This window comes from Zobellia russellii (genome assembly GCF_044597075.1).
Classification (GTDB): Bacteria; Bacteroidota; Bacteroidia; order Flavobacteriales; family Flavobacteriaceae; genus Zobellia; species Zobellia russellii.
In genome coordinates, this window is record NZ_CP139000.1 from 3333858 (window position 1) to 3359214 (window position 25357).

Sequence of the window (25357 nt, forward strand, 5' to 3'; positions counted from 1 at the left end):
GCTATGAAGAAGATAACAGACTTACAGGGAACATTTACGTTAAACAATAAAGTAGAAATGCCATACCTTGGTTTGGGCACGTACCAAGCGGATAATGAGCAAGAGGTAATAGATGCTGTCAAGAATGCATTGAATGGTGGTTACAGACATATAGATACGGCTTCGGCCTATAAAAATGAAGAAGGAGTAGGTAATGGTATTCAGGAGAGCAATGTGGCCCGTGAAGAGGTGTTTTTGGTCTCTAAACTATGGAACGCGGACCAAGGTTATGAAAGCACCTTAAAAGCCTTTGAGGAGAGCCTGGAGCGTTTGGGTGTAGATTATCTAGATTTATATTTGATTCACTGGCCGGTTGCCAGAAAATATAAGGATACTTGGCGTGCCATGGAAAAGCTATATCGGGAGAAACGGATTAGGGCCATTGGGGTCAGTAATTTTTTGCAGCACCATTTAGAAGATTTATTGGAAACTGCAGAAATTGTTCCAACGGTAAACCAAATGGAGTTCCACCCTTACTTGGTGCAACAGGATTTAATAGATTTCTGTAACGATAAGGAAATTCAGTACGAATCTTGGTCACCTTTTATGCAGGGAAAAGTTTTTGAAGGGCATTCCAATGATTTTGACCCACTTACTGCTAAATACAACAAATCTATTGCACAGATTATATTGCGCTACAATTTGCAGAAGGGCATTGTTGCCATTCCAAAATCGGTACATGAAAACAGGATCAAGTCCAATGCTGATATTTTCGACTTTGAACTGTCAGAAGCCGATGTAGTTTATCTAGATGGGCTGGATAAAGGTGAGCGCAGCGGACCTGATCCTGATAACTTTGATTTCTAACAGAGGATTACTGTGTAAACAAAGCCTTCAGTTCTGTAGCTTCATTAGGCTTCATTTTGCCTGCCAGAACAAGGCTTAGTTGTTTTCTGCGTAGAGCGCCTTCAAAGCGTTCTTGTTCCAGTTTTGTCTCAGGTTCTAACGGAGGAACAATAGTAGGTCTTCCGGTATCATCTACTGCTACAAAGGTATATATGGCTTCATTGGCCTTAGATTTTTCGCCGGTAAAACGGTCTTCCATCCAGACATCAATATACACTTCCATAGAAGTTCTAAAAGCGCGTGAAACGGCCGCTTCTACTGTAAGTACACTTCCCACGGGTACAGATTGGTTAAACGCCACATGGTTTACAGATGCGGTAACGGTAATGCGGCGGCTGTGGCGGCGTGCAGAAATACTAGCGGCACGGTCCATTCGGGCCAAAAGCTCACCTCCAAATAGGTTGTTTAAGGGGTTGGTCTCACTAGGAAGTACCATATCGGTCATTACGGTTCTAGAATCACGGGGATTTTTAGCCTGCATAAATCAATTTTTTGGCAAAGATACCTTTTTTAACGGGCACCAAAGAAGAACCTTTTCTAAGTTGTAAAAGGTAAATTTAAAAGCTTGAAAAATAAGCTTTTTCAAAAAGGATTGATGATACAAAGTTGGTTTTAGTGACCGGATTTTAACCAAGCGTCTTTTTGAGTGCGCTTAATCTCACGTAGTGCTTCCAAGGCTTTGTTAGAGTCCGTAAAACTATCGTAGGCAACCAAATATAGACCAAAAGGATTTGTACCTATATAAGAGGGATTAAAGCCCTTAAGTTTTAATTGCTCTATTTTCTTGTCGGCATTGGTACGGTATCTAAAAGCTCCAGCAATAATATGGTGCATACGCTTTTCCGCCAGCTCCGAAACCGCTTTTTTAGAAGTTTTTAATGTAATTGTAGGTAATTCTAATGGCTGCGCATCAAAGAAGGTAGCTTCTTGAATACGTTTGGATACCTGTTGTTCCGCTTCTTGACGGGCCAGTTGTTGGTTGTTTTCGTTGGATTTATAAAATTGGAATCCGGTAACACCTAGAGTTAAGGCAACTAGTGCAACGGCCGCATATTTTAAATAAGGACGGAGCGTAAGCGTTTCACGTTTTTCAGGTGTAAAAGCAAACGGAATTTTTTCTTCAAGCTGAACAACTTCTTCTTTTAACGCTTCACGGGTAACCGGAGCGGAAACAAAAGAAGACATTCCAAAGGAAGATGTCAGGTAGTTTACATTGCCTGAAGGTTGAAATTGAATCTTATCTTCTGAACTGTACCATAGCGTTCCAATATCGGCCAATCTTAATTGATTGCCTTTTTTAAGGTCTGCTTTCCATTCACCTACAATTTCGCCTACTTCTTTAAGCATCTGCTCAAAAGAAACATTTTCTACTTCGGCGGCATAGGAAACTAAAAGTCCGTCATTGGACAATAATTGTTGGTTGAATGAAACCGTTTTTACCGGAGGATAAAAAGTGTTGGTACTTTCATGTATAACAGCAGATTTTTGTTCGGTTAAAAATGCTCCGAAACCTGGCACAACTACACAGTTGTAGCGATACATTAACTCAGATATATAGCGTTCTAATCCCATATAGCGCAAATATGGAAAAAATTAAAAGGTCAGACCAGCCCCTACATAACTTTTTATTAACATTATAAAATGTGTATTTTGTGGATAACTTTGACGCATATATAAATGACCACAGATGAATTGCTTGCAGTATTACGTTTGCAAGGTGCCCCCAAAATTGGTGATGTAACTTTAAAAAAACTTATTGCACATTGTGGCAGCGCAACAGCTGTTTTTGAAGAAAAGCGCCAAAATCTTTTAAAAATAGATGGTGTTGGTACGCATGCTTTAAAAGGACTTTACGATGTAGAACACCAAGAGGCCGCAGAGGAGGAGTATGGGTATATTGAGAAAAACAGCATTGGGTTCTCTTATTTTTTGGACGAGGATTATCCCAGTTACCTCAAACACTGTATAGATAGTCCGGTATTGCTCTATAAAAGGGGAAATATCAACTTAGAGAACCGGAAACTCATTAGTATTGTTGGTACGCGTAAAATAACAAGTTATGGTACCGCATTTTGTGAAAAGTTTATTGAAGACTTGGCTCCGTTGAACCCCATAATCGTTAGTGGATTTGCCTATGGCGTGGATATTACTGCTCAAAAGGCTGCCGTAAAACATGGTTTACAAACTATAGGCTGTTTGGCACATGGCCTCAACCAAATGTATCCAAAAACTCATGAGAAATATATTCGTGATGTGGAGAAAAATGGTGGGTTCTACACGGAGTTCAGAAGTACAAGTAATCCTGACCGGGAGAATTTTTTAAAGCGAAACCGGGTTATTGCCGGTATGAGCGAAGCTACTGTAGTTATTGAATCTGCCGAAAAAGGAGGTAGCTTGGTTACCGCGGATATTGCCAACAGCTACAATCGGGACGTGTTTGCCGTACCGGGAAGGGCTCAGGATAAGTATAGCTCTGGGTGCAATAATCTAATAAAACAGCAAAAGGCACATATGCTGACTTCGGCCGCTGATCTGATTTATCTTTTGGGTTGGAATATTGCCGAGAAGGAGCCTCAAACTATTCAAAAGCAACTTTTTGTTGAACTTGAACCAACCGAACAGTCCATTTATGATTATTTGCACAAAAATGGAAAGCAATTGTTAGACAGCATAGCTTTGGAATGCCGGTTGCCTATTTTTAAAGTGTCATCTACCTTATTGAATATGGAAATGAAAGGAGTTATCCGCCCATTGCCCGGAAAACTGTTCGAGGCCATTTAACAAAAATTGAAAAATGATAGAGAAGACTACCGACCGGCTAGTCTGTAAATAGGTTTGATACGAGCTTAAAGTAGGTTTTTAAGGGCTTAATCGATGAAAAACCTCTTGAAAACGAGACAATTTTAGATTTCCTAAATGCCCTATAAAAACAAAACCGACTCTAAAGTCGGTTCTGTTAAAACTTAATACCCCAGTTTTTCCCGTACTCTTTCCAGTACGCCATCGGCAACTTTGCGGGCTTTTTCAGCACCTATGGCCAATGCTTCGTCTACTTCTTTAGTATTGTTCATGTAGTAATCATACTTCTCCCGTGCATCACCAAATTTGTTTACGATTACTTCGTAAAGGGCTTGTTTAGCATGGCCATACCCGTAGTTTCCTGCAAGGTAGTTGGCACTCATTTCTTCAATCTGTTCTTGAGAGGCCAATATTTTATATAAGGCAAAAACGTTGTCGTTAGTCGGGTCCTTTGGTTCTTCCATAGGCGTACTGTCCGTCTGTATGCCCATGATCTGTTTCCTTAGTTTTTTATCGGTTTGAAAAAGATTGATCAGGTTGCCCCTACTCTTACTCATTTTCTCTCCATCGGTACCGGGAATGTACATGGTACTTTCCTGAACCTTACCTTCGGGCAGAACAAAGGTTTCCCCTAGTTGCGCATGAAAGCGAGAAGCTACATCACGGGTAATCTCAAGATGCTGCATCTGGTCTTTTCCAACGGGTACAATATTGGCATCGTATAAAAGAATATCCGCGGCCATTAACATAGGGTAGGTAAACAATCCGGCGTTAACATCCTCCAAGCGGTCTGCCTTGTCCTTAAACGAATGTGCCAAAGTCAATCTTTGAAACGGAAAAAAGCAACTTAGGTACCAAGAAAGCTCAGTAGTTTGTGGTACATCGCTCTGTCTATAAAAAACAGTTTGGTCTATATCCAACCCAAAAGCCAGCCATGTTGAAGCTATGGCATAGGTGTTTCTACGTAATTCTTCCGCATTTTTAATCTGGGTGAGCGAATGCATATCCGCAATGAACAAAAACGATTCGTTCTTTGGGTCTTGCGCCATTTCTATTGCGGGCATGATTGCGCCTAAGATATTTCCTAGGTGTGGAGTGCCCGTGCTTTGTATTCCTGTTAAGATTCTTGCCATTTGCTTATTTTCAAAGAAGCCCAAAGATAAAAGAAATGCATTATACCTCGTAAAATTGTTACTTTTGATTTTATGCCCGGAATACTCAAAAAAATTGGCTACACCCTGTACCGCATTTGGTTTTACATTTTAGTAGCTCTGCCCATCCTCATATTTTTTCCTTTTTTGTTGCTGACCACGCTTAGCGAGAAGTGGTATCCACAGTTTTTTTGGTTGGCGCGGAACCTATGGGCCACCCCAATTTTGTACGGTATGGGTTGTCCACCAAAGGTGATTTTTGAACAGAAGATAGAAAGGCGAAAGAGCTATATGTTGGTGGCGAACCATACCAGTATGTTAGATATTATGTTGATGCTCTACATTAGCAGAAACCCTTTTGTTTTTGTGGGCAAGAAAGAACTGGCGAAGATTCCGCTTTTTGGTTTTTTCTACAAAAGGGTCTGCATTATGGTAGACCGTTCAGATGCCAAGAGCAGAACGGCGGTATATAGACGTGCTCAAAAGAGGTTGGGCCAAGGATTGAGTATCTGTATTTTTCCAGAAGGAGGTGTACCGGATGACGAGCGTATTCTTTTGGACGATTTTAAGGACGGTGCCTTTAGAATGGCCATAGCCCATAAAATACCGGTGGTTCCTATGACCTTTCATGACAATAAAAAGCGATTCTCTTTTTCGTTCTTCAGTGGTGGCCCAGGCCGCACTCGTGCCAAAGTGCACCAATTTTTCAAGACCGATAATCTCTCCGAATCCGATAAATCAAGCTTAAGAGAGAACGTAAGAAAAGTAATTCTAAAAGAACTTCAGTCCCAATAATAGCCTTTTGGATCTAGTACAGGATATATGCTAGGGACAAAGCGGAAATGAATATCCAAAGAAGCAATGCCAAAAGCATGGGGCGTACCCCCGTTTTCTTTAAATCCCCAATAGAAATTGTTGAACCTACAAGAAATAAGGTCAATACTAAAAGATGTTTGGAAGTGGCAACTAAAAACCCCGTAGCAGGTGCGGGAATGAGATGATAACTATTCACAATTATGGCCCCTATAAAAAGTAGAATGAAGTAAGGCATTTTTACTTTCTCGCCTTTTGTCTTAAAAACGAACATAGAAAGAAGGGACAATGGTATAATCCAAAGCATTCTAGAAAGTTTTACCGTTGTGGCTATTCTCAAGGCTTCATCACCATAACCAATGGCCGCACCTACTACAGAGCTGGTGTCATGTATGGCTACAGCACACCAGAGCCCAAATTGATGTTGAGTTAGGTGTAGGGAATGACCAATTGCCGGAAAAACGAACAATGCCACAGAATTCAATAGAAACACAACGGCCAGCGCAATGCTAATGACCCTGCTTTTAGCATTTATTACAGGAGATATAGCGGCTATGGCACTACCACCGCAAACTGATGTTCCGGAAGTAATGAGATGGCCTAATTTAGTGTCCAGTTTTAAAACCTTTGTGAGTAAAAAACCAAGGCAAACGGTCAGGAGAATCGATAAAAAAGTTAGGGTGAAGCCTTCTTTGCTTGTTGCTAAGGTTTCTTTTAAAAACATACCAAACCCTAGACCCACAACAGATATCTTTAGAAAGGTATGTATAGCCTTGTGGCAATATGCTTTAAAAGGGTTGTTAAAAAAAAGGGTGAATCCAAAACCGAGTAGCAGGGCAGTTGGGCTATTGACCCATCCGCTGAAAACGATAAGTGCTATACCTAAAAATACTGCTTTTGCCATTCTATCTTTCATACCATCATATTTTCTGATGTTACAAAAGTAAGTCCGTTAAATTACTTTTAAGCAATTTAAAATGCTATATGAAATAACTAAAAGTTATAGTTGTTCCGTGCGAATTTTTGAAAGTAGTCCATTACATTAGATTGGTAACCTGTTCTTGATACAAAATAAAACCAGCGTTCAATGGTAACATTTTTAATGTCGATGATTTTGAGTTTATTGGAAACGAGGTCTTCATTTAACGCATGAACGGAGAGCAATGCAAAAGTGTCAGAATGGTAGAGGTAGTTTTTTATGGCTTCGGTACTGTTAAGGGTTACAATACTGTTCAGCTTTTTAATATGGTGTACCTTAAGAAAACCGTAGATGATTTCTCGGGTTCCGGAGCCCATTTCACGCTCTATCATGGGGAGTTTTTGCAGTACGTCCGTACTTATAGTATTTTGTTTAAAAGCACTGTTCTTAACGCTGGTAACCAATACTATTTCATCTTTTATAAACTTTTCATAATGAAGTTTTCTATTGGTGTTGCTGCCTTCGGTTATACCAAAATCTAATTGTTGGTTGAGTATGAACTCCTCAATTTCTTCAGAATTACCGCTTTTAATATCAAAATTGGTGTGTGGGTGCTGTGTTCTGAATTTGGCAATGATTTTTGGCACAATATGGTTGACCAAAGTAGTACTGGCGCCAAAATGAATGGCGTCTGGAATATGTTCTTTTTGATGTAAAAACTGATTTTCAATTTCTGCATGAATCTCCAATATTCTATTGGCGTAAACCAAAAAGGCTTTTCCATCTTCAGTAAGTTCAATGGAGTTTCGCTTTCGCAGAAAAAAGGTGGTTTTGTATTCGTCCTCTATACTGCGGATGGCTTTGGAAACTGCAGGTTGGGATATAAAGAGTTGCTCTGCCGCTTTAGTAAAACTAGAGTGAATGGCTACCGCTTTAAAAATCTGTAGTTTCTGTTTCATCAGTTTAGATAAAAGAATAGTTCCGCTTTAGAAACTGTTTGTACAGTAAGCCTTTAAAATTTAAAATTGAGACCACTGTATACCCCAATCGAAAAAGGCCTGAAATCTCCGGATACATCTGAAAAGGTATTCAGTTGATATTTAAAAACCGGCTCTACATTAAAACGTATTTTTGGTGTGAACTTGTAATTGACACCAAACCCAACATTGGTGCTAAAGTTTACAGAATTTATGTTGTTGGCTTCACCTATTTCTGTAGTTAGTTCGCCAGAAGTTAAGGTCACGGAATTATCTATTAAGAACAGCGAACTAACACCGCCCAGAATATTTAATCCAAACTTACGGTCAATTAGCGCGTAATCTAACTCCAAAGGCACCTCTAGATATCCAAATTGTTGTGCCATAGTCCCGTTTCGTTGATTGGTGTTGGCGTTGGTCACTTCAAAGGCAAACATGGCATCCGAATTGGACAAGCTGTTAAAATTACTGTTTTGGCTCGTTACTACTATGTTTTTTGCAGTACTGGCATAATCAATATTCTTTAGTTTGTCAGTTGAAGCTTCTTGCAAGGTAGATGAAAAGCCAACATCGTTGGTGTCGTACCCATAGTCTACTTTATTTATTCCTGAGCGAATGCTCAATTTATCGTTTAGGGCATAGGCCACGGTAAGGCCGTAACTAAAATTGGTGTTACCGGATTTTGAGTTCTCATTAAAAATGGAGTTGACCGGTGAACCTTCGCCAATAGCATTATAGTACACTGGTGCAACATTGGGCCCTGCGGACCAACGGCCCGTTTTTTCTGCAGTTGCAATTTCCTCTTTGGCTTTAATCTCATCAAAAATGGATTTCTTTTCCTGGGAAGATTTTTTGGGTAAGTCTGTGTTGCTTTCGGCTACTTCAGTATGTAAAACCGAGTTTTGCACGTCGCTCTTATTTGTTTTAAGGTTTACAGAACCCTGTTGTTCGGCCTTTGCCAAATCTGTAGATTCCATTTTATCTCTAATGGTAGAACCTGTTTTTTGATTTGTCGGGGAGTCAGCTGTGTCAGGCGAATCAACACCTGTCTCATTACTTACAAGTTTGGAATCAGTTGGGCTTTTATCCTGTTGTCTAATCTCGTTTTTCGTTTTTAAAGCATCCTTAGTTTTGTTGCTCTGAGCTAACTCTGTGCTTTTAGACGGTATAACATTCTGATTTTTAAGCGTGCGCTTTTCTACGGTCTGTTCATCTTTTTCTAAGCTTGAACTTTGGGGGTCACCATTTTCTTGAGTGTTGGAATAGGATTCAACATTCTGCTTTTTTTCTGGGTCAATTTTAGCATCGGAAGAAACTACATTACTTTCCTTTTCGGACGATTCTAAAATAAACTCATTGGTATTTTTTTTGCTATTGTCCGGTAGCTCTTCATTTTCATCAGTATTGGTTATACCGTTGGAATCTATGGTTTGTGGAGAGGTTGGATAGAACGCCAAAAGCGCAATGACCAAAGCTGCCGCTGCACCACCCAGAGTCCACCAGATAGGAATGACCCTTTTCTTTTTCTTCTTGTCCAAAGAAGCCTCAATGGCGTTCCAGACTCTATCGCCCGGAACTTCCTCAAAGTCGCGAAACTTCTCTTGGAACAGATTATCTATATTTTTTTTACTCATTATGCAATGCTTAGGTACTTGGTATTTTGTTTTTTTGATGTACTATTTTCAAGGGTCATACACAAAATCCTATCAAAAGGAAGATGAGCAGGCCAATGATGGCTTTATTCTTTGTAATCTCTATTTTTTCTTTTAATAGGTTTCTGGCTCTGGCCAGATTACTTTTTGAGGTGCCTTGGGAGGTACCTAAAAGTTCACTTATTTCTTTATGGGTATATCCATCAAGAACATATAGGTTAAACGTAAGACGGTATTTGTCTGGAAGCTCCTGAATATGTTTTAACAAGGTGTCCAGGCTTAGGTTCTCATAATCCCCATCTACTTCTGGTTCTATTTCCTCAGTATTTTCAGTTACTAAGCTTAAATGTTCCTCCTTACGGTATTTTTGAAGAACGGTGTTTACGGTTATACGTTTTAACCAACCTTCAAAAGAGCCTTTGTGTTTAAACTGTCCAATTTTTTCATAGATAACCATAAAACTGTCGTGTAGGTTGTCTTCTGCTTCCGTTCGGTTGCGGGAATACTTAAGGCAGATACCGAACAACGTACGGGAATAGTCCCGGTACAATTGTTCCTGTGCCTGTCTGTTTCCTTTCTTACAGTTAATTATGAGCTCTTCTAGACCCAATTGACATTGTATTATTAAAGCATGTAAACTACGTGCTTGTTTTTTAGAAATAGTGAATGACTAAGGTTAAAGATAATTATTCTTTTACAGGTACTTCTATTTCTAAAAATTCAGGTTCTCCTGCGGAATCGTCGCCAGTATAGAATCTAAAAATATACGGTTTGGTATAAAGTACTTCAAATTGAAAAGCGTCCTGCAGACTGTCGTTCATCTCAATACATTCCTCTTTGCCCAGTATAATACCAATTGCGGATATGGTTCTAATTTGGGTAGAGTCCGTAAACGAACGTTTTACATCAAACTGGTCCATTAGCGTACAATCATTTGGCCTTAGGATGTTTACATCTACATTGTATACGCGTCCTAGTTCAAATGTATCCGGTAAACTTGCTCCGGTAATATTGAGTGATGTATATTGAAAATTTACGCCGTCATCATTAAGGCTACAAGATGCAAGAGCAAGTGCACAGGCTAAACCAAAAAGTTTAAGGAATGATTTCATGGTAATGCATTTTATTTACTAGATGAAAAATACGGACAAGGGTTGCGTGGAGTGGTTCTATACTAGCAATAAAGAGTTACGCCGCTAAAAACAACGGTTAATCGTTGCTATTAGCGGCGTAACAATAAGGTAGGCCCTTTTAGTTTATTCTTTCAGCGCTTTTATGGCCGCCCTGATTTTTGCATCTAGTTCTTCAAAAAGTTCTGGGTTGTCCAGTAATAGGGATTTTACGGCATCACGGCCTTGCCCTAGTTTGGTATCGCCATAGCTAAACCATGAACCGCTTTTCTTGATGATTTCATATTCAACACCAAGATCAATGATTTCACCAACCTTAGAGATTCCTTCACCATACATAATATCAAACTCCGTTGTTCTGAATGGTGGAGCTACTTTGTTTTTCACGACTTTTACTCGGGTCTTGTTCCCTTGAACACCTCCGTCCGTATCTTTGATCTGTGTAGATCTACGAATATCTAGTCTAACCGAAGCATAGAATTTTAAGGCATTTCCACCTGTGGTAGTTTCTGGATTACCGAACATTACCCCAATTTTTTCACGTAGCTGGTTAATGAAAATAACCGTACAATTGGTTTTGCTTATAGATCCGGTAAGTTTACGTAATGCCTGAGACATTAACCTTGCATGAAGACCCATTTTGGAATCTCCCATCTCACCTTCTATCTCACTTTTAGGAGTCAATGCGGCAACGGAGTCAATAATAACAATGTCAATCGCGCCTGAACGAATCAGGTTATCGGCTATTTCTAAAGCTTGTTCCCCGTTATCCGGTTGAGAAATGATAAGGTTGTCTATATCTACACCAAGTTTTTGCGCATAAAAACGGTCAAAAGCGTGCTCAGCATCAATAAATGCGGCAATGCCCCCATTTTTTTGGGCTTCGGCAATGGCGTGTAAGGTCAAAGTGGTCTTACCTGATGATTCAGGACCGTAAATTTCAATTACCCTACCTCTTGGATAACCGCCAACGCCCAAGGCTATATCAAGACCTAATGAACCGGATGGGATTACTTCAACATCTTCTACTACGCTGTCGCCCATCTTCATTACGGCACCTTTTCCGTAAGTCTTGTCCAACTTATCCAAGGTTAACTTTAGGGCTTTTAGTTTTGCATCTTTTTCCGAGCTCATATTTTCTTTTTTTTAAGGGATGCTAAATTAGCATTTCTTTTATCATAATGCCAGTTCTTAAGTTCATTTTCTGAAAATGGGGCTTATGTTTTTAGAGGATATGCAATACAGTGTTTTTTTTAAAATAATTGATAAATGCTGTAAGGCTAAAGCTTGGTATACGTCTAAGGGATAAGTGTTTGTTAAAATAGTTGTTTCCTTAACGCAACTTTTAGGTTGGTTTGGTATCTTATTAAAAATACTGTTCCGATTGTAATCGGAAACTAACTCAAACAAGCTTCCCTTTTTAGTGTTAGGGAGCAATGGTGGCCACTTCCTTTTTTATGTATTTTAAAGATGCTATGAAAAAGAAAAAAATGGAATGGTCAATAAAGAGTCTTGATTTTATCAAGGCTCTTTTTTTATGGCTTAGGAGGTTTGGCGGCCCAAATTCTGCCCGTGGAAAAGAATTATCTATAATTGTTATCTTTGCGGACTTAGAAAATTCTTTATAAACTTAAAACATTGGTATAGCATGCAACTGTACAATAACTTAAGTGCAAAAGAAAGGGCAGCTCTTATTGAAGAAGCCGGTCAAGAACGTTTGACTATCTCTTTCTACAAATATGCACAGATCGGTAACCCGAAAATATTCCGAAATCACCTTTTTATAAATTGGAACGAACTAGACGTTCTTGGCCGTATTTACGTTGCCAACGAAGGTATAAATGCGCAATTATCCGTTCCGGCCGAAAATTTTGAACGTTTTAAGGCCCATTTGGATAGCATTACCTTTTTGGAGAATGTACGCCTAAACATAGCTATTGAACAGGATAACCTTTCATTCTTGAAGTTGAAAGTTAAGGTTAGGAACAAAATTGTTGCAGATGGTCTAAATGATACCACTTTTGATGTTACCAATAAGGGTATTCATGTAGGAGCGGAAAAATTTAATGAACTTATTGAAGACCCGGATACCATTTTGGTAGACATGCGTAACCATTATGAGAGTGAAATAGGTCACTTTAAAAATGCCATTACCCCAGATGTAGATACGTTTAGAGATTCTTTGGATATTATTGAGAAAGACCTGGCAGACCATAAAGAAGATAAAAAATTGGTCATGTACTGTACCGGTGGCATACGGTGCGAAAAAGCAAGTGCCTACTACAAGCACAAAGGCTTTAAACAGGTGTACCAATTAGAAGGAGGAATTATTGACTATACCCGTCAGGTAGAGAATAAAAAACTTGAGAATAAATTTTTAGGAAAGAATTTTGTTTTTGACCATAGACGTAGCGAACGTATTACGGACGATGTTATCGCCAATTGCCACCAATGCGGCAAGCCTTGCGACAATCATGTAAACTGCGCTAATGAAGCATGTCACCTATTGTTCATTCAATGTGATGAATGTGCGAAAAATATGGACAATTGCTGTTCGGATAGTTGCCAAGAAATAAATGCTTTACCCTATGAAGAACAGAAAAAGTTACGCAAGGGAAAAGGGGCTAGCAACAAAATTTTTAAAAAGGGGCGATCAGAAGTGCTCAAATTTAAAAAGTAGACTTTAAATTTTCTTGTCCCCATATATCAAATGGGCCAATAACGTAACTATTGAAAGTGTAAGGCCCAGGACAGATACACCTGTCCATTGGTAATGCAACCATGCAAAGGCGGCTAAAATTGTGCCTAGGGCACCTCCCAGAAAGAAAATGACCATGTACACGGTATTTATTCTGTTTCTGGCATGTTCGTTCCTGGAGAAAATAATGTTCTGGTTGGCAATATGGAGCGATTGTTGTCCAAGGTCTACCATAATAACACCTACTACAATGCCAATGATAGAATGATGGGAAAATAGAAATACTACCCAAGAAAGAATCAAAATTAGGGTAGATACAATTATGATCAGGTTTTTGCTCATTCGGTCACTTAGTTTTCCCACTACTGTGGCCGCTAGGGCACCAACAATACCAATCAGTCCAAAAGTTCCGGTAATGCCGCTTCCGTAGCCAAAATTATCTTCCATCAGAAACACTAAAGTGGTCCAAAAGGCACTTAATCCGGCAAATGAAAGTCCGCCTCTAAATGCGGCAAGACGCAAAGGAGGTTCGGTCTTAAAGAAATGCACAAGGGACTTCATTAGATCTAAATAACGACCTTCATACACCGGTTCTACTTTCGGTAATTTATATTTTAACACCACAAATAAAACAAACATCATTGCAGTAGCCGCAAAGTACATGGTACGCCAGCCAAACTGCTCCCCAATAACCCCGCTAATTACACGGCTTCCAAGAATGCCGATCAGCAACCCGCTCATCACTATGCCTATGGCACGCCCTCTATTTTCCGCATTGGACAACTGTGCGGCCATGGGAACGAACAATTGCGGTAGGGCAGAAGTACATCCTATAAAAAAACTGGAAACGACCAGTAGCCATAAAGAGGTGGAAAATGCAGCGGCCAATAAGGACAGCAGCATCAGTATAAAATCTATTTTCAATATTTTTTGACTGGAAACCATATCGCCCAGCGGAACAACGAACAGCAACCCGAACGCATAGCCCAATTGAGTGGACACGGCCACATTGCTCACGGCAGATTCGCTAACTCCAAAACTTACGGAAATCATATGGAGCAAAGGCTGGTTGTAATAGAGGTTCGCAGCTACCAAACCTGCGGAGAGGCTCATGAGATAGAGAACGGTATTACTTAGCGTTTTTTGCTTTTCCATGAAAAGGGATCTTAGTTTTTTTTAAAGGAAGACAAATTTGGTGCAAAGGAACGAAGAACCTTCGTAAGTTGAGATAACTTTCTATCACATTAAAAATTTAGTACCTTTACATATAAAATTAGTACGAACCCTATTTGGCCAAAAACCCCCGTTTAGGCCAAACCAAGATATAATATATGGGCTGTAGCAGTTGTTCGACCGGTAAGGACGGACAACCTCGTGGTTGCAAGAATAATGGAACTTGTGGTACCGATGGTTGTAATAAATTAACCGTCTTTGATTGGCTTTCCAACATGTCGCTTCCTAATGGTGAAAAGCCGTTTGATTGCGTTGAAGTTAGATTTAAGAACAGTAGAAAAGAATTCTTTAGAAATACCGAAAACCTATCCATTTCAATAGGTGATATTGTGGCAACACAGGCACAATCCGGTCATGACATTGGCATGGTTACCCTTGTTGGTGAATTGGTTAAAGTGCAGATGAAGCGTAAAAAGGTTGATCACAAAGATGAAACCCTTCCAAGGATTCATCGTAAGGCATCTCAAAACGATATTGATAAATGGCAAAAATGCCGTGACCGCGAAGAGGAAATAAAAAAGCGCGCACGGGAAATTGCCATTATTTTGAAACTTCAGATGAAAATTTCGGATGTTGAGTTTCAAGGAGATGGTTCAAAGGCCACATTTTATTACACGGCCGAAGATCGCGTAGACTTTAGGCAGTTGATCAAGGATATGGCCAAAGCATTTGGTATTAGAATTGAGATGCGGCAGATAGGGTATCGCCAAGAAGCCCAACGTTTGGGTGGTATAGGTTCCTGTGGACGGGAATTATGCTGCTCTACATGGCTCACGGATTTTAGGTCCGTAAGTACTTCTGCGGCGCGTTATCAACAGTTATCGTTAAATCCACAAAAATTGGCAGGACAATGCGGAAAGCTCAAATGTTGTCTAAACTATGAGCTAGATATGTATTTAGATGCCTTAAAGGATTTTCCGTCTCAGGACACTAAATTGTTTACGGAAAAAGGCCTCGCGTTTTGTCAAAAAACAGATATTTTTAAAGGGATGCTATGGTTCTCTTACAAAGAAGATCCATCAAATTGGCACACTTTAACCAAGGAGCAAGTGCAGGAAATTCTGGAAAAAAACAAAAAGAGAGAAAAAGTTGCCAGCCTAGAGGAATATACGATAGATAATTTCGTTAAGGAAGAGAAGGTGTTCGAGAATGTTGTGGGGCAAGATAGCCTAACGCGTTTTGATAGACCTAAAAGATCATCTAGAAATAGAAACCGTAAGAGAAGCAAGGCTAAAAGTAACAGTGGCAATACCAATAAAAATAAAGGGGCTAAAACGGGTAACACAAACCCTCCTAAAAATAAAAGAAGGAGAAACAATAATCCTAAAAGACAGCAAAATAATGGCTAGGCTCTTACTGGTTCTTGCTGTGGCAACACTGTGTTTTTCGTGCAATGACAATTTGGTCAGGTCAGAATTTCAGGCAACTAAAGGTGGGGTCTGGAACAAGACGGATAATATTGTGTTTTCTTTTACCGAGATAGATACCACCCAAAGACATAACATGTTCATTACCGTTCGTAATGATGCTACTTTTCCCTACAACAACCTGTTCTTGATAGCGGAACTGGAATATCCTTCCGGAGAAACGGTAAAGGATACATTGGAGTATGAAATGGCGTTACCGGATGGTACATGGTTGGGAAAGGGCTACGGTAGTATCAAGGAAAATAAATTATGGTATAGGGAAAACATCGTTTTTCCATCTTCTGGCGTATATAATTTACGGGTCTGGCACGCCATGAGAAAAAATGGTAGTGTTAACGGTGTTGAAAATTTAAAAGGCGTAACAGACGTCGGTTTTGAAATAGAAAAAAGTAACGAGTAAGGTATGGCCAAGGTTGTTAAAGAGAAAAAGACCAATGGGTATTTTAAATACATCAAATGGTTTTGGATCCTGTTTATTTCAGGTATTCTGTTAGTTGTATTGATATTTTTGTCTGCGTCTTGGGGACTTTTGGGAGAGATGCCCGAATACGAATACCTAGAAAATCCGCAGACCAATTTGGCTACCGAAATTATTTCTTCGGATGCAAAGACATTGGGTAAATTCTACTTGGATGATAACCGCACACCTGTGCCCTATGACAGCCTGCCCCAAAATTTGGTAAATGCGCTTGTGGCCACGGAAGATGCCCGTTTTTATGATCATTCAGGAATAGATGCCCGTGGTACGCTTAGAGCTTTTGCTTATTTAGGAAAAAAAGGAGGTGCTAGTACCATATCACAACAGCTGGCTCGTCAACTCTTTGTAGGGGTACGGTCTAAGAACAAATTTGAGACCATCAAACAAAAGGTAATGGAGTGGGTTCTGGCCACGCGTTTGGAAAGACAATATACCAAGGAGGAAATCATTGCCATGTACCTTAATCAATATGATTTTCTTAATAATGCAGATGGAATACGGTCTGCCGCAAAAATCTATTTTGGTAAGGAGCCACAAGAGTTAAAAACGGAGGAGTCTGCCGTATTGGTAGGTATGCTTAAGAACTCATCCTATTTTAATCCGATCAGAAGGGAAGAATTGGTTAAAAACCGAAGAAACACCGTTCTGGGTCAGATGGCTAAATACGATTACATCACGGAACAGGAAAAAGATTCGTTACAAGCCTTGAAGATGGATATTAATTTTAATCCAGAATCACATAAAGAAGGTTTGGCTACTTACTTTAGAATGTACCTACAGGGTTTCATGAACGACTGGATATCCAAAAACCCTAAGCCAGCTTTAGAAGGTGGTAGGGACAAATGGAATCTTTATTTGGACGGACTTAAAATTTACACGACTATAGATTCACGTATGCAGGCTAATGCCGAAGACGCTGTACGTAAACATATGGCTAATCTTCAAAATGAATTTTTTCACCAAAATACGCCTGATAGAAACCCTACGGCCCCATTCTTGGACTTGGATAAATCTCAAATCAACCGTATTCTAGAACGGGCCATGAAAAACTCTTCTAGATGGCGAAAAATGAAAGATGAAGGGAAGTCTGAAAAGGTAATACGTGAATCTTTCACCAAAAAAACAGAGATGACGGTTTTCGATTGGAATAGTGATGGTCGTGAACGCGATACCATTATGACTCCAATGGATTCGATCAGGTATTATAAAACCTTTTTAAGGGCGGCTATGATGTCTATGGAACCCCAAACAGGACATGTAAAAGCTTGGGTTGGTGGAATTGACTATAGGCATTTTCAATACGATAATGTTATTCAAGGTTCACGACAGGCAGGTTCAACTTTTAAGCCTTTCGTTTATGCCGCGGCCATTGATCAATTGCGTCTTTCGCCATGTGAAACCTTGCCGGATACTCAATATTGTATTGAAGCGGGAAAACATGGAAATATGGAAGCTTGGTGCCCGGATAATTCAGATGGTAAGTTCTCTGGTGAGGATATGACCTTAAAAGATGCTTTGGCAAATTCGGTAAACTCAGTAACGGCGCAATTAATAGATAGGGTGGGGCCGCGATCGGTAGTTTCTATTATTAAAAATTTAGGACTCAAAAGAGAAATTTTAGAAGTACCATCCATAGCACTTGGTACTCCGGAGTCTAATGTTTACGAAATGGTAGGGGCTTATGGAGCTTTTGCCAACCAAGGAGTATATGTTAAACCTGTTATGGTTACGCGTATTGAAGATAAGAATGGTACGGTATTGTATGAGTATGTGCCTGAAACCAAAGATGTATTAAGTAAGGACGTGGCCTATGCCATGGTAAACCTAATGGAAGGTGTTACCCATGGTGGTTCGGGAACACGCCTTAGGCATTCGGGGAGAAAGAATTCTACTGTTTATAAAGAAATTATTACAGGTTACCCTTACGGATTTACAAATGCTATTGCGGGTAAAACAGGTACGACACAAAACCAAAGTGATGGTTGGTTTATGGGAATGGTACCTAACTTGGTCACGGGCGTTTGGGTTGGTGGTGAAGAAAGATCAACACACTTTAAATCCATTGCATACGGTCAAGGAGCATCTATGGCATTGCCTATCTGGGGGCTGTACATGAAGAAAAACTATGAAAATAAAAATTTAGGAATTTCTGATGGCGAGTTTGAAAAACCTAAAAATTTATCCATTAATGTTGACTGTACTAAAGTCGTAGAAGATAGTGAAAACGAAGATGATGATGGTGGGTTAGATGATGATTTGGATGATTTGGACTTCTAATCCATAAAAGAAATTTAGGCTTTTTAATTGCCCGTGACTTTCACTGAAAGTCACGGGCAATTTCGTTTAAAAATTGTAACTTGACTCCAACAGAAATCTTTTATTCCTTAAGTATGATCTCTAAGAAAGTAGCAGATGTAAAAGAAGCCTTGCAAGGCATTCAAGACGGGATGACCTTTATGCTGGGCGGTTTTGGGCTTTGCGGAATTCCAGAAAATGCCATTACCGCACTTGTTGAATCCAACATTAAGAATATTACTTGTATTTCCAACAACGCCGGGGTAGATGATTTTGGGCTAGGGTTATTGCTTCATAAACATCAGATAAAAAAAATGATATCTTCTTACGTAGGTGAGAACGAAGAGTTTGAACGGCAAATGCTGAGTGGCGAATTGGAAGTGGAGCTAACTCCGCAGGGTACGTTAGCCGAAAAATGCCGTGCGGCACAAGCCGGATTCCCTGCATTCTATACGCCTGCCGGTTATGGTACGGAAGTAGCAGAAGGTAAGGAAACCAGAGAATTTAACGGAAAAATGTATGTGCTTGAGGAAGCCTTTAAAGCGGATTTCGCATTCGTAAAAGCATGGAAGGGAGATGAAGCCGGAAACCTGATTTTTAAGGGTACGGCCAGAAACTTTAACCCTTGTATGTGTGGAGCGGCCAAGATTACCGTTGCCGAAGTTGAAGAACTTGTGCCGGCAGGTGAATTGGATCCCAATCAAATTCATATTCCCGGAATATTCGTGCAACGTATTTTTCAAGGAAAAGATTATGAAAAGCGTATTGAACAACGAACGGTTAGGGCGAAGCATTAAAGCGATTTGGAATTTTTAATTCTCTAATCAACACATTTTCAAATTACCATTATGTTAGATAAAAACGGAATCGCAAAGCGAATAGCAAAAGAAGTTAAAGACGGTTACTACGTAAATCTAGGAATCGGGATACCTACTTTGGTGGCCAACTTTGTGAGAGATGATATAAATGTAGAGTTTCAAAGCGAAAACGGAGTTCTAGGCATGGGGCCTTTTCCGTTTGATGGAGAAGAGGATGCAGATATTATAAATGCCGGAAAGCAAACTATTACTACCCTTAACGGAGCCTCTTTCTTTGATTCGGCTACCAGTTTTGGAATGATTCGCGGTCAACATGTAGACCTTACTATTTTAGGTGCGATGGAAGTTTCGGAAGATGGCGATATTGCCAATTGGAAAATTCCCGGAAAAATGGTGAAGGGTATGGGGGGTGCTATGGATTTGGTAGCTTCCGCCGAAAACATAATCGTAGCCATGATGCACACGAACAGAGCAGGTGAATCCAAGCTTCTAAAAAAGTGTAGTTTGCCACTAACGGGCGTGGGATGTGTTACTAAGATCGTTACAAATTTGGCGGTGATCGAGGTTACCAAAAAAGGGTTTAAACTGTTGGAACGTGCACCTGGTGTAACTGTTGACGAGATCAAAAAAGCAACGGAGGGAGCGTTAATTGTTGAAGGAGAAGTTCCTGAAATGATTTTGTAAGTAAAATCTCTTTCTTTTTTCGCTGTATTTTCTAGGCAAATATATCTTGTTTGGTCCTTTACAACAGAATATTGCTACTTCACAACAAGTTTTTTTTTAGCACGGGCTTAGGTGTTATTTTTATGGTGTTATTAATCGAAAGTCGCATCCCAAATCCGATTTTACCAAAACTTACAACCTATGGAAGCCCAAATTAACCGAACTACAGAAGAAATTCAAGTGTACAAGAATGATTTTTTCAGCGGAATCGTAATGCTGACAAGAAAGTTATTTATGCTGTAAAGCTTTTGAAAAAGAAATTAGAAAAAGTGGCTCACCCAAAGGCCGCTTTTTTTATGCCTTGTTTTTTTGAATTGTAAAATTTGGGTTATAGTAACCTAAGGATTTCCAGGGCCCGTTCCAGCGTTTCGTTTTTCTTAGCGAAACAAAACCGTAAAACACCATCTTGCCTGTTCTTCATATTAAAGGATGAGATAGGGATACTGGCCAATTTGTAATCAATAATCAAGCGCTTAGCCAAATCCTCATCATTCTCATTTGTGATTTTAGTATAATCTAAAAGTTGAAAATAGGTGCCTTGGGAGGGTTTAAATTTAAATCTGGAGTCCTTTAGTCCATCCAAAAATAAGTTTCGTTTTTTCTGATAAAATGAAGGTAAGCTCAAATAGTGTTCCTCATTTTTTAAATATGCTGCCATGGCACGTTGTACAGGGTGATCCACACAGAACACTGCAAACTGATGCGTTTTTCTAAATTCATGCATTAATTCCTGAGGCGCGGCACAGTAGCCAATTTTCCAACCGGTAACATGAAAAGTTTTACCAAAGGAGGCGCAGACAAAACTCCGCCGTGCCAAATCTTCAAAGCGAGAAGCACTTTGGTGCTCGTTTCCATCAAAAACAATGTGTTCGTAGACTTCATCACTTATAACAATACAGTTGGTGGGCTTTAATATTTCTTGTAGTTGCAACATATCCTGTTTGGAAAAAATGCGTCCGCTGGGGTTGTGGGGAGTATTTATAATCGCCATGCGGGTCTTCTGGGAAAGTTTGCTCTTAAACTTCTCCCAATCTACGCTGTAGCCATCGGCATCTAACTGTACATAGATAGGAATCCCTCCGTTTAATGTAATTGCCGGTTCGTAGCAGTCGTATGCGGGTTTAAGCACAATTACTTCATCACCTTGGTTAACAAATGCAGTAATTGCCGTAAATATGGCTTGTGTGGCTCCTACCGTAACGGTAATTTCGGTTTCAGGATGGTATGATCTGTTATGGAGCGTTTCAATTTTTTGTGAGATAATTTCTCGCAGCCCATAATACCCCTGCATGGCGGCATATTGGTTGTGCCCGCTTTCCATGGCATCCGTAACCAAACTTTTTAACTTCTCATCTACTTCAAAATTCGGGAAGCCTTGGGAGAGGTCTACCGCATTATGTTTGCGCGCCAAATTTCCAACCGTAGTGAAAATTGTGGTTTTTGCGTTCGGAAGTTTAGATGAAAATCTCAAATTAGAGGGTGTCATTCGGTACTGTTAGGTTAAGATTTCAATTTACAACTTTATAAGGCACATACTTTTTCTTTTTTTCCAAACTTAACTACAATCCCTTATATTTATGCATCCAAAATATATGATATGCGTAATTTTCGAACTTTAGTTTTATTACTTTCTATGGTTTTTGTGTCAAATACCGTTTTTTCCCAAACACCTTCATCAAAAAAGATAAAAACGCTTATCGTTGATGGTCAAAACAACCATGGTGAGTGGCCCAAGATTACGTATATGTTGAAGACCGAAATGGAGAATACAGGGTTATTCACTGTTGAGGTGGCTCGTTCAGCATTTACATGGAAAGGCGATGAGTTTATTTCTGAGTTTCCTATTGCAAATCTTCCAAAAACGGAAGCAAAGGAGAAACCACAAATGGACCCAAATTACAATCCTGATTTTTCAAAGTATGATTTGGTCATTTGTAATTTTGGGTGGAACGCCGCTCCATGGCCGGAAGCCACTCAGAAGAAATTTGAAAAATACATCAAAAAAGGAGGCGGACTAGTGGTTTTCCATGCTGCTGATAATTCTTTTCCTGAATGGGAAGCCTACAATCAAATGATCGGTTTGGGCGGTTGGGGAGACCGTACGGAAAAAGACGGACCCTACGTATATTATAATGATGCCGGTAAGCTTATACGTGATAATTCGCCCGGAAATGCCGGTGCCCACGGTCCACAAAGTGAGTACCAGATTCAAATAAGGGAAGACCATCCAATAACCAAAGGAATGCCAAAAGTGTGGTTGCATACCAAAGATGAGTTATATAACAGTTTACGTGGTCCTGCGGAAAACATGACCGTTTTGGCTACGGCTTATTCAGACCCTGAAAACAAAGGAACAGGTAGACATGAGCCTGCGCTAATGACTTTGGAGTACGGTAAAGGCCGTATATTTCATAACATCATGGGGCATGTAGATTATTCCGTGGAATGCGTAGGTTTTATGACCAGTATGCTTAGAGGGGCAGAATGGGCTGCTACGGGTAATGTGACTCAATCCATTCCCGAAGATTTTCCAACAGCCGATAAAACAAGCTCTAGAAAGTTTGTAAAATAGCCATGGAGCTTACATTAAGTATACCGGCGCTACTCTTCCCGGCCATATCATTAACCATGTTGGCGTATAACGCAAGGTATTTGGCTATTGCCGCATTGATCCGGCAACTTCATCAGAAGTATGAAGAAACGTCGTCGCCCGCTATTGCTTTGCAGGTTAAAAAATTGCGTAAACGCTTATCTATAATAAAGAATATGCAGGCAACGGCAATTTTTAGTTTCTTGTTGGCCGTTATAACAATGAGCTTAATTTATGTTGAATTGAGTTTCTGGGCCAACCTTGTTTTTGGAATCAGCCTTTTGGCCCTTATGCTTTCTTTGGTGCTCTCTTTAATAGAAGTTCAACTCTCTACAAAAGCCCTCGAAATTCAACTAGAGGATATGGAAAAATAGAAATTCACGACCGGATTTTAAAACGTTAAGAAACCGACTAACTGATTTGTAAAAGGTATAGAAGAAATTGTTCCTGCTAAAGTTAAGTCCCGTTTTTTGTTGTTCAATCTTAGATGAACGTCATATATTATAGGCTTTTTCCGATTAGAGGGATAGCTTACAAACTGCTTAGTCGGTTTTTTTTGTAGGCGTTTCTTAAATTCTGAGAGATTACTTTTTTGATGTTTCGGTGAAGCATAGTTTAAATGGGATAAACACCACTTCATCTATCAGCTTGTATGACACCTTCGTTAGTAGGAATGCCAATATGGAAAAGTGCATCTCCTCTATTGACCACAGCCTGGTGATTGATGCAAAATACCAAACCGTCAAATGGGGCTTTTACTATTTTGCTCCGTTTGGCATAGGGTCCGGATACAATACCCAATACCTGTCCTTTTTTGATTTTACTGCCGTTTTCTATTTTTGGAACGAACATTCCTGCGGTAGGAGCCCGTAACCACTTCCTGCTGCCCAAATGAACCGTATTGTTCCGTTCAATATATTTGGGTTCAATAGTCGCTATCATATCAAAGTGCTTCATTACATTGAGGACGCCTTGCATTCCTTCAATAATAGCGTGATTGTCAAACCGCATACTTTCCCCTGCTTCAAAGACCACTGTAGGTATTTTCATTTGAAAGGCCGCATTCCTAAACGAGCCCTTTATCAGCTTGGATGAAAAGGAAATGGGAGCATTAAATACCTTTGCCAGTTCTTCGCTTTGCTCATCTTTTTCGGTATACCTTATTTGCGGAAAATTGTGCCGTTGTCCTCCTCCTGTATGCAAGTCTATCCCATAATCTACTTGAGATAGAATTGCTGAGGTATAGTGATATGCAATTCGGCCGGCCATGGAGCCAATTTTAGAACCGGGAAAACTTCGGTTTACGTCTTTTCCATCAGGAACATCTCTGGAATAATGGATAAATCCAAAAATGTTTAGGATAGGCACTGCAATTACGGCACCACTGGTAATATTGAATCGTTTTTCGGTCAACATTCGCCGTACAATTTCAATACCGTTTATCTCATCGCCATGAAGGCCGGCTTGTACCAAGAGTGTAGGGCCCGGTTTTTTTGAGTTAAATACATACACCGGTATGTCAATTAAAGTCCCGGTAGGTAACCTATCAATACTAATGTTTAATAATTTGGATTCTCCAGGTTTAACGCTTTCGCCTTCTATAGTTATGGTTTTGTTGTTTTCCATTTGGTATTGTGATGTTCTTTTTTTTCTTGGAGTATAAGAGGTTATCGTCTTCTCTTAAGGCAATTTTGTTCTACAAACTGTACAATTTCTTTGGCAACGTTTACTCCGGTTGCTGCTTCAATACCCTGCAATCCGGGTGAAGCATTTACCTCTAAAAGTAACGGACCTTTTTTTGAACGTATCAAATCTACGCCCGATACGCCTAAACCAATATATTTAGTGGCATTTATTGCCATTGCTTCTTCTTTGGGGGAGAGTTTTACGGCTTGGCTGCTGCCACCACGGTGTAAATTGGAGCGAAACTCGTCTTTTCCGCTGGTACGTTTCATACTGGCCACAACCTTGTTGCCAACTACAAAAACCCGAATATCCTCGCCTTTACTTTCCTCAATGAACTCCTGCATAAAAATGCCGGTTCCCATTTTGTAAAAAGTGTCTATAATGGATTTTGCCGATTTTTTGGTTTCCGCTAAAATAACCCCAAGGCCATGTGTACCTTCTTCTAGTTTAATGATAAGGGGTGCGCCACCAAGAAGTTCAATTTGTTGTTCAATATTATCCGGGTCTATGGAAAGGAGGGTTTCGGGTACGGGAATTCCTTTGTTGGATAGTAAAAGTAACGCTTTGGCCTTGTTTCTTGCTTTATAAATACCTGTAGAGTGCGCGGTACTGAACACTTTGTTCATTTCAAATTGCTTAACAACGGCTACGCCATGGTTGGTGACCTTAGAGCCTATACGGGGTATAATAGCATCAAAAGCGTCTATTATGTTTTCTTGACGAAAAAGTACCTGAGGTTGGGCTGTACTAATTTTTACGGAACATTGGGTATGGTCTACCCATTCTATGTAGTGCCCTAATTTTTTGGCTTCGTCTGCTATTCTACGAGTTGAGTAGACATTCATACTAACTGAAAGGAGGCCAATATCCATATTAAAATATAAGTCTGTGGTAATTTAAGACCTTAATATCGTTCAAAAAATGGATATGCGGAAACTGGAAGTTAAAAATTGAAGAATAAAGTATATTATTTTAAAATCTAATCGGGAAGTTAAAAAATCTGGAGAAAGGCGTGGAGGCCTTGCTTAAAACGTTTCTAAATACTTTACTAAAGAGACTCAAAGTTTGTTAAAGCCAAGCTTA

General features: G+C 39.8%; 25 protein-coding genes. 12 read left to right on the forward strand and 13 right to left on the reverse strand.

Going from position 1 to position 25357, the window contains the following annotated elements:
- The first annotated feature begins 3 nt into the window (after positions 1-3).
- Positions 4-846, forward strand: coding sequence for an aldo/keto reductase (locus SJY45_RS13550; protein WP_400071369.1), 843 nt, complete (start codon positions 4-6; stop codon positions 844-846).
- Positions 847-853: 7 nt separating this feature from the next.
- Here SJY45_RS13550 and SJY45_RS13555 read toward each other — a convergent pair whose 3' ends face one another.
- On the reverse strand, positions 854-1366 hold the full coding sequence (locus tag SJY45_RS13555) for an acyl-CoA thioesterase (RefSeq protein WP_400071371.1): 513 nt from the start codon (positions 1364-1366) through the stop codon (positions 854-856).
- 131 nt (positions 1367-1497) lie between these two features.
- Positions 1498-2457, reverse strand: a complete 960-nt coding sequence (locus SJY45_RS13560) for an SPOR domain-containing protein (protein ID WP_400071373.1) — start codon at positions 2455-2457, stop codon at positions 1498-1500.
- A gap of 105 nt (positions 2458-2562) precedes the next feature.
- Between SJY45_RS13560 and dprA the strand changes: the two genes are divergently transcribed.
- On the forward strand, positions 2563-3666 hold the full coding sequence (dprA, locus tag SJY45_RS13565) for a DNA-processing protein DprA (protein WP_215436582.1): 1104 nt from the start codon (positions 2563-2565) through the stop codon (positions 3664-3666).
- A gap of 182 nt (positions 3667-3848) precedes the next feature.
- Here dprA and trpS read toward each other — a convergent pair whose 3' ends face one another.
- Complete coding sequence (gene trpS / locus SJY45_RS13570; RefSeq protein ID WP_215436579.1) at positions 3849-4817, reverse strand: tryptophan--tRNA ligase; 969 nt, start codon at positions 4815-4817, stop codon at positions 3849-3851.
- Between the two features lie 72 nt (positions 4818-4889).
- Here trpS and SJY45_RS13575 point away from each other — a divergent pair, with 72 nt between their 5' ends.
- Positions 4890-5630: a lysophospholipid acyltransferase family protein gene (locus SJY45_RS13575; RefSeq protein ID WP_400071376.1), complete on the forward strand. Its 741-nt coding sequence runs from the start codon at positions 4890-4892 to the stop codon at positions 5628-5630.
- Positions 5631-5643: 13 nt separating this feature from the next.
- Here SJY45_RS13575 and SJY45_RS13580 read toward each other — a convergent pair whose 3' ends face one another.
- From SJY45_RS13580 to recA, 6 genes are all read right to left on the reverse strand, one after another.
- Complete coding sequence (locus SJY45_RS13580) at positions 5644-6564, reverse strand: YeiH family protein (RefSeq protein WP_400071378.1); 921 nt, start codon at positions 6562-6564, stop codon at positions 5644-5646.
- A gap of 77 nt (positions 6565-6641) precedes the next feature.
- Positions 6642-7526, reverse strand: a complete 885-nt coding sequence (locus SJY45_RS13585; RefSeq protein WP_400071380.1) for a LysR substrate-binding domain-containing protein — start codon at positions 7524-7526, stop codon at positions 6642-6644.
- Between the two features lie 53 nt (positions 7527-7579).
- A complete protein-coding gene (locus SJY45_RS13590) occupies positions 7580-9178 on the reverse strand; it encodes an outer membrane beta-barrel protein (RefSeq protein WP_400071382.1) in 1599 nt (532 codons plus the stop codon).
- A gap of 55 nt (positions 9179-9233) precedes the next feature.
- A complete protein-coding gene (locus SJY45_RS13595; protein ID WP_215436564.1) occupies positions 9234-9806 on the reverse strand; it encodes an RNA polymerase sigma factor in 573 nt (190 codons plus the stop codon).
- Positions 9807-9882: 76 nt separating this feature from the next.
- Positions 9883-10308 carry a hypothetical protein gene (locus SJY45_RS13600; protein WP_400071384.1) on the reverse strand — a complete coding sequence of 142 codons (426 nt, stop codon included), beginning with the start codon at positions 10306-10308 and terminating at the stop codon, positions 9883-9885.
- A 144-nt stretch (positions 10309-10452) separates the two neighbouring features.
- Positions 10453-11460: a recombinase RecA gene (gene recA / locus SJY45_RS13605; RefSeq protein ID WP_215436558.1), complete on the reverse strand. Its 1008-nt coding sequence runs from the start codon at positions 11458-11460 to the stop codon at positions 10453-10455.
- A gap of 341 nt (positions 11461-11801) precedes the next feature.
- Between recA and SJY45_RS13610 the strand changes: the two genes are divergently transcribed.
- The gene (locus tag SJY45_RS13610; RefSeq protein WP_215913369.1) at positions 11802-11954 is read left to right on the forward strand and encodes a hypothetical protein; all 153 of its coding nucleotides are present in this window, start codon (positions 11802-11804) and stop codon (positions 11952-11954) included.
- Positions 11955-11974: 20 nt separating this feature from the next.
- Positions 11975-13006: a rhodanese-related sulfurtransferase gene (locus SJY45_RS13615; RefSeq protein WP_215913368.1), complete on the forward strand. Its 1032-nt coding sequence runs from the start codon at positions 11975-11977 to the stop codon at positions 13004-13006.
- A 3-nt stretch (positions 13007-13009) separates the two neighbouring features.
- On the opposite strand, the gene SJY45_RS13620 is transcribed toward SJY45_RS13615, so the two are convergent.
- Positions 13010-14179 carry an MFS transporter gene (locus SJY45_RS13620; RefSeq protein ID WP_400071387.1) on the reverse strand — a complete coding sequence of 390 codons (1170 nt, stop codon included), beginning with the start codon at positions 14177-14179 and terminating at the stop codon, positions 13010-13012.
- Between the two features lie 176 nt (positions 14180-14355).
- Between SJY45_RS13620 and SJY45_RS13625 the strand changes: the two genes are divergently transcribed.
- From SJY45_RS13625 to SJY45_RS13645, 5 genes are all read left to right on the forward strand, one after another.
- The gene (locus tag SJY45_RS13625; protein ID WP_215436549.1) at positions 14356-15606 is read left to right on the forward strand and encodes a regulatory iron-sulfur-containing complex subunit RicT; all 1251 of its coding nucleotides are present in this window, start codon (positions 14356-14358) and stop codon (positions 15604-15606) included.
- Positions 15599-16084 (forward strand): gliding motility lipoprotein GldH, encoded by a 486-nt coding sequence (locus SJY45_RS13630; RefSeq protein ID WP_400071389.1) that lies wholly within the window; start codon positions 15599-15601, stop codon positions 16082-16084. Before SJY45_RS13625 ends, SJY45_RS13630 begins: the two co-directional genes overlap by 8 nt.
- Positions 16085-16087: 3 nt before the next feature.
- On the forward strand, positions 16088-18439 hold the full coding sequence (locus SJY45_RS13635; protein WP_400071391.1) for a penicillin-binding protein 1A: 2352 nt from the start codon (positions 16088-16090) through the stop codon (positions 18437-18439).
- Between the two features lie 113 nt (positions 18440-18552).
- A complete protein-coding gene (locus SJY45_RS13640; RefSeq protein ID WP_215436540.1) occupies positions 18553-19254 on the forward strand; it encodes a CoA transferase subunit A in 702 nt (233 codons plus the stop codon).
- A gap of 51 nt (positions 19255-19305) precedes the next feature.
- Entirely contained in the window at positions 19306-19959 is a 654-nt protein-coding gene (locus tag SJY45_RS13645; RefSeq protein WP_400071392.1) for a 3-oxoacid CoA-transferase subunit B, read from the forward strand.
- 367 nt (positions 19960-20326) lie between these two features.
- Here SJY45_RS13645 and SJY45_RS13650 read toward each other — a convergent pair whose 3' ends face one another.
- Positions 20327-21484, reverse strand: a complete 1158-nt coding sequence (locus SJY45_RS13650) for a methionine aminotransferase (RefSeq protein ID WP_400071393.1) — start codon at positions 21482-21484, stop codon at positions 20327-20329.
- A 111-nt stretch (positions 21485-21595) separates the two neighbouring features.
- Between SJY45_RS13650 and SJY45_RS13655 the strand changes: the two genes are divergently transcribed.
- The gene (locus tag SJY45_RS13655) at positions 21596-22570 is read left to right on the forward strand and encodes a ThuA domain-containing protein (protein WP_400071395.1); all 975 of its coding nucleotides are present in this window, start codon (positions 21596-21598) and stop codon (positions 22568-22570) included.
- 2 nt (positions 22571-22572) lie between these two features.
- Positions 22573-22962 carry a DUF2721 domain-containing protein gene (locus SJY45_RS13660; protein ID WP_303404752.1) on the forward strand — a complete coding sequence of 130 codons (390 nt, stop codon included), beginning with the start codon at positions 22573-22575 and terminating at the stop codon, positions 22960-22962.
- 262 nt (positions 22963-23224) lie between these two features.
- Here the strand turns inward: SJY45_RS13660 and SJY45_RS13665 are convergent, their stop codons facing one another.
- Together SJY45_RS13665 and SJY45_RS13670 are read right to left on the reverse strand one after the other, a co-directional pair.
- On the reverse strand, positions 23225-24214 hold the full coding sequence (locus tag SJY45_RS13665; RefSeq protein WP_400071397.1) for a succinylglutamate desuccinylase/aspartoacylase family protein: 990 nt from the start codon (positions 24212-24214) through the stop codon (positions 23225-23227).
- Positions 24215-24255: 41 nt separating this feature from the next.
- Positions 24256-25146 (reverse strand): RimK family alpha-L-glutamate ligase, encoded by an 891-nt coding sequence (locus SJY45_RS13670; protein ID WP_400071399.1) that lies wholly within the window; start codon positions 25144-25146, stop codon positions 24256-24258.
- Positions 25147-25357 lie beyond the last annotated feature (211 nt).

Excerpts from the sequence above, each read along its gene's own strand:
- SJY45_RS13550 (WP_400071369.1), top strand. The coding sequence starts at position 4 with ATGAAGAAGATAACAGACTTACAGGGAACATTTACGTTAAACAATAAA.
- SJY45_RS13555 (WP_400071371.1), bottom strand. The coding sequence starts at position 1,366 with ATGCAGGCTAAAAATCCCCGTGATTCTAGAACCGTAATGACCGATATG.
- SJY45_RS13560 (WP_400071373.1), bottom strand. The coding sequence starts at position 2,457 with ATGGGATTAGAACGCTATATATCTGAGTTAATGTATCGCTACAACTGT.
- dprA (WP_215436582.1), top strand. The coding sequence starts at position 2,563 with ATGACCACAGATGAATTGCTTGCAGTATTACGTTTGCAAGGTGCCCCC.
- trpS (WP_215436579.1), bottom strand. The coding sequence starts at position 4,817 with ATGGCAAGAATCTTAACAGGAATACAAAGCACGGGCACTCCACACCTA.
- SJY45_RS13575 (WP_400071376.1), top strand. The coding sequence starts at position 4,890 with ATGCCCGGAATACTCAAAAAAATTGGCTACACCCTGTACCGCATTTGG.
- SJY45_RS13580 (WP_400071378.1), bottom strand. The coding sequence starts at position 6,564 with ATGAAAGATAGAATGGCAAAAGCAGTATTTTTAGGTATAGCACTTATC.
- SJY45_RS13585 (WP_400071380.1), bottom strand. The coding sequence starts at position 7,526 with ATGAAACAGAAACTACAGATTTTTAAAGCGGTAGCCATTCACTCTAGT.
- SJY45_RS13590 (WP_400071382.1), bottom strand. The coding sequence starts at position 9,178 with ATGAGTAAAAAAAATATAGATAATCTGTTCCAAGAGAAGTTTCGCGAC.
- SJY45_RS13600 (WP_400071384.1), bottom strand. The coding sequence starts at position 10,308 with ATGAAATCATTCCTTAAACTTTTTGGTTTAGCCTGTGCACTTGCTCTT.
- recA (WP_215436558.1), bottom strand. The coding sequence starts at position 11,460 with ATGAGCTCGGAAAAAGATGCAAAACTAAAAGCCCTAAAGTTAACCTTG.
- SJY45_RS13610 (WP_215913369.1), top strand. The coding sequence starts at position 11,802 with ATGAAAAAGAAAAAAATGGAATGGTCAATAAAGAGTCTTGATTTTATC.
- SJY45_RS13615 (WP_215913368.1), top strand. The coding sequence starts at position 11,975 with ATGCAACTGTACAATAACTTAAGTGCAAAAGAAAGGGCAGCTCTTATT.
- SJY45_RS13620 (WP_400071387.1), bottom strand. The coding sequence starts at position 14,179 with ATGGAAAAGCAAAAAACGCTAAGTAATACCGTTCTCTATCTCATGAGC.
- SJY45_RS13625 (WP_215436549.1), top strand. The coding sequence starts at position 14,356 with ATGGGCTGTAGCAGTTGTTCGACCGGTAAGGACGGACAACCTCGTGGT.
- SJY45_RS13630 (WP_400071389.1), top strand. The coding sequence starts at position 15,599 with ATGGCTAGGCTCTTACTGGTTCTTGCTGTGGCAACACTGTGTTTTTCG.
- SJY45_RS13635 (WP_400071391.1), top strand. The coding sequence starts at position 16,088 with ATGGCCAAGGTTGTTAAAGAGAAAAAGACCAATGGGTATTTTAAATAC.
- SJY45_RS13640 (WP_215436540.1), top strand. The coding sequence starts at position 18,553 with ATGATCTCTAAGAAAGTAGCAGATGTAAAAGAAGCCTTGCAAGGCATT.
- SJY45_RS13645 (WP_400071392.1), top strand. The coding sequence starts at position 19,306 with ATGTTAGATAAAAACGGAATCGCAAAGCGAATAGCAAAAGAAGTTAAA.
- SJY45_RS13650 (WP_400071393.1), bottom strand. The coding sequence starts at position 21,484 with ATGACACCCTCTAATTTGAGATTTTCATCTAAACTTCCGAACGCAAAA.
- SJY45_RS13655 (WP_400071395.1), top strand. The coding sequence starts at position 21,596 with ATGCGTAATTTTCGAACTTTAGTTTTATTACTTTCTATGGTTTTTGTG.
- SJY45_RS13660 (WP_303404752.1), top strand. The coding sequence starts at position 22,573 with ATGGAGCTTACATTAAGTATACCGGCGCTACTCTTCCCGGCCATATCA.
- SJY45_RS13665 (WP_400071397.1), bottom strand. The coding sequence starts at position 24,214 with ATGGAAAACAACAAAACCATAACTATAGAAGGCGAAAGCGTTAAACCT.
- SJY45_RS13670 (WP_400071399.1), bottom strand. The coding sequence starts at position 25,146 with ATGGATATTGGCCTCCTTTCAGTTAGTATGAATGTCTACTCAACTCGT.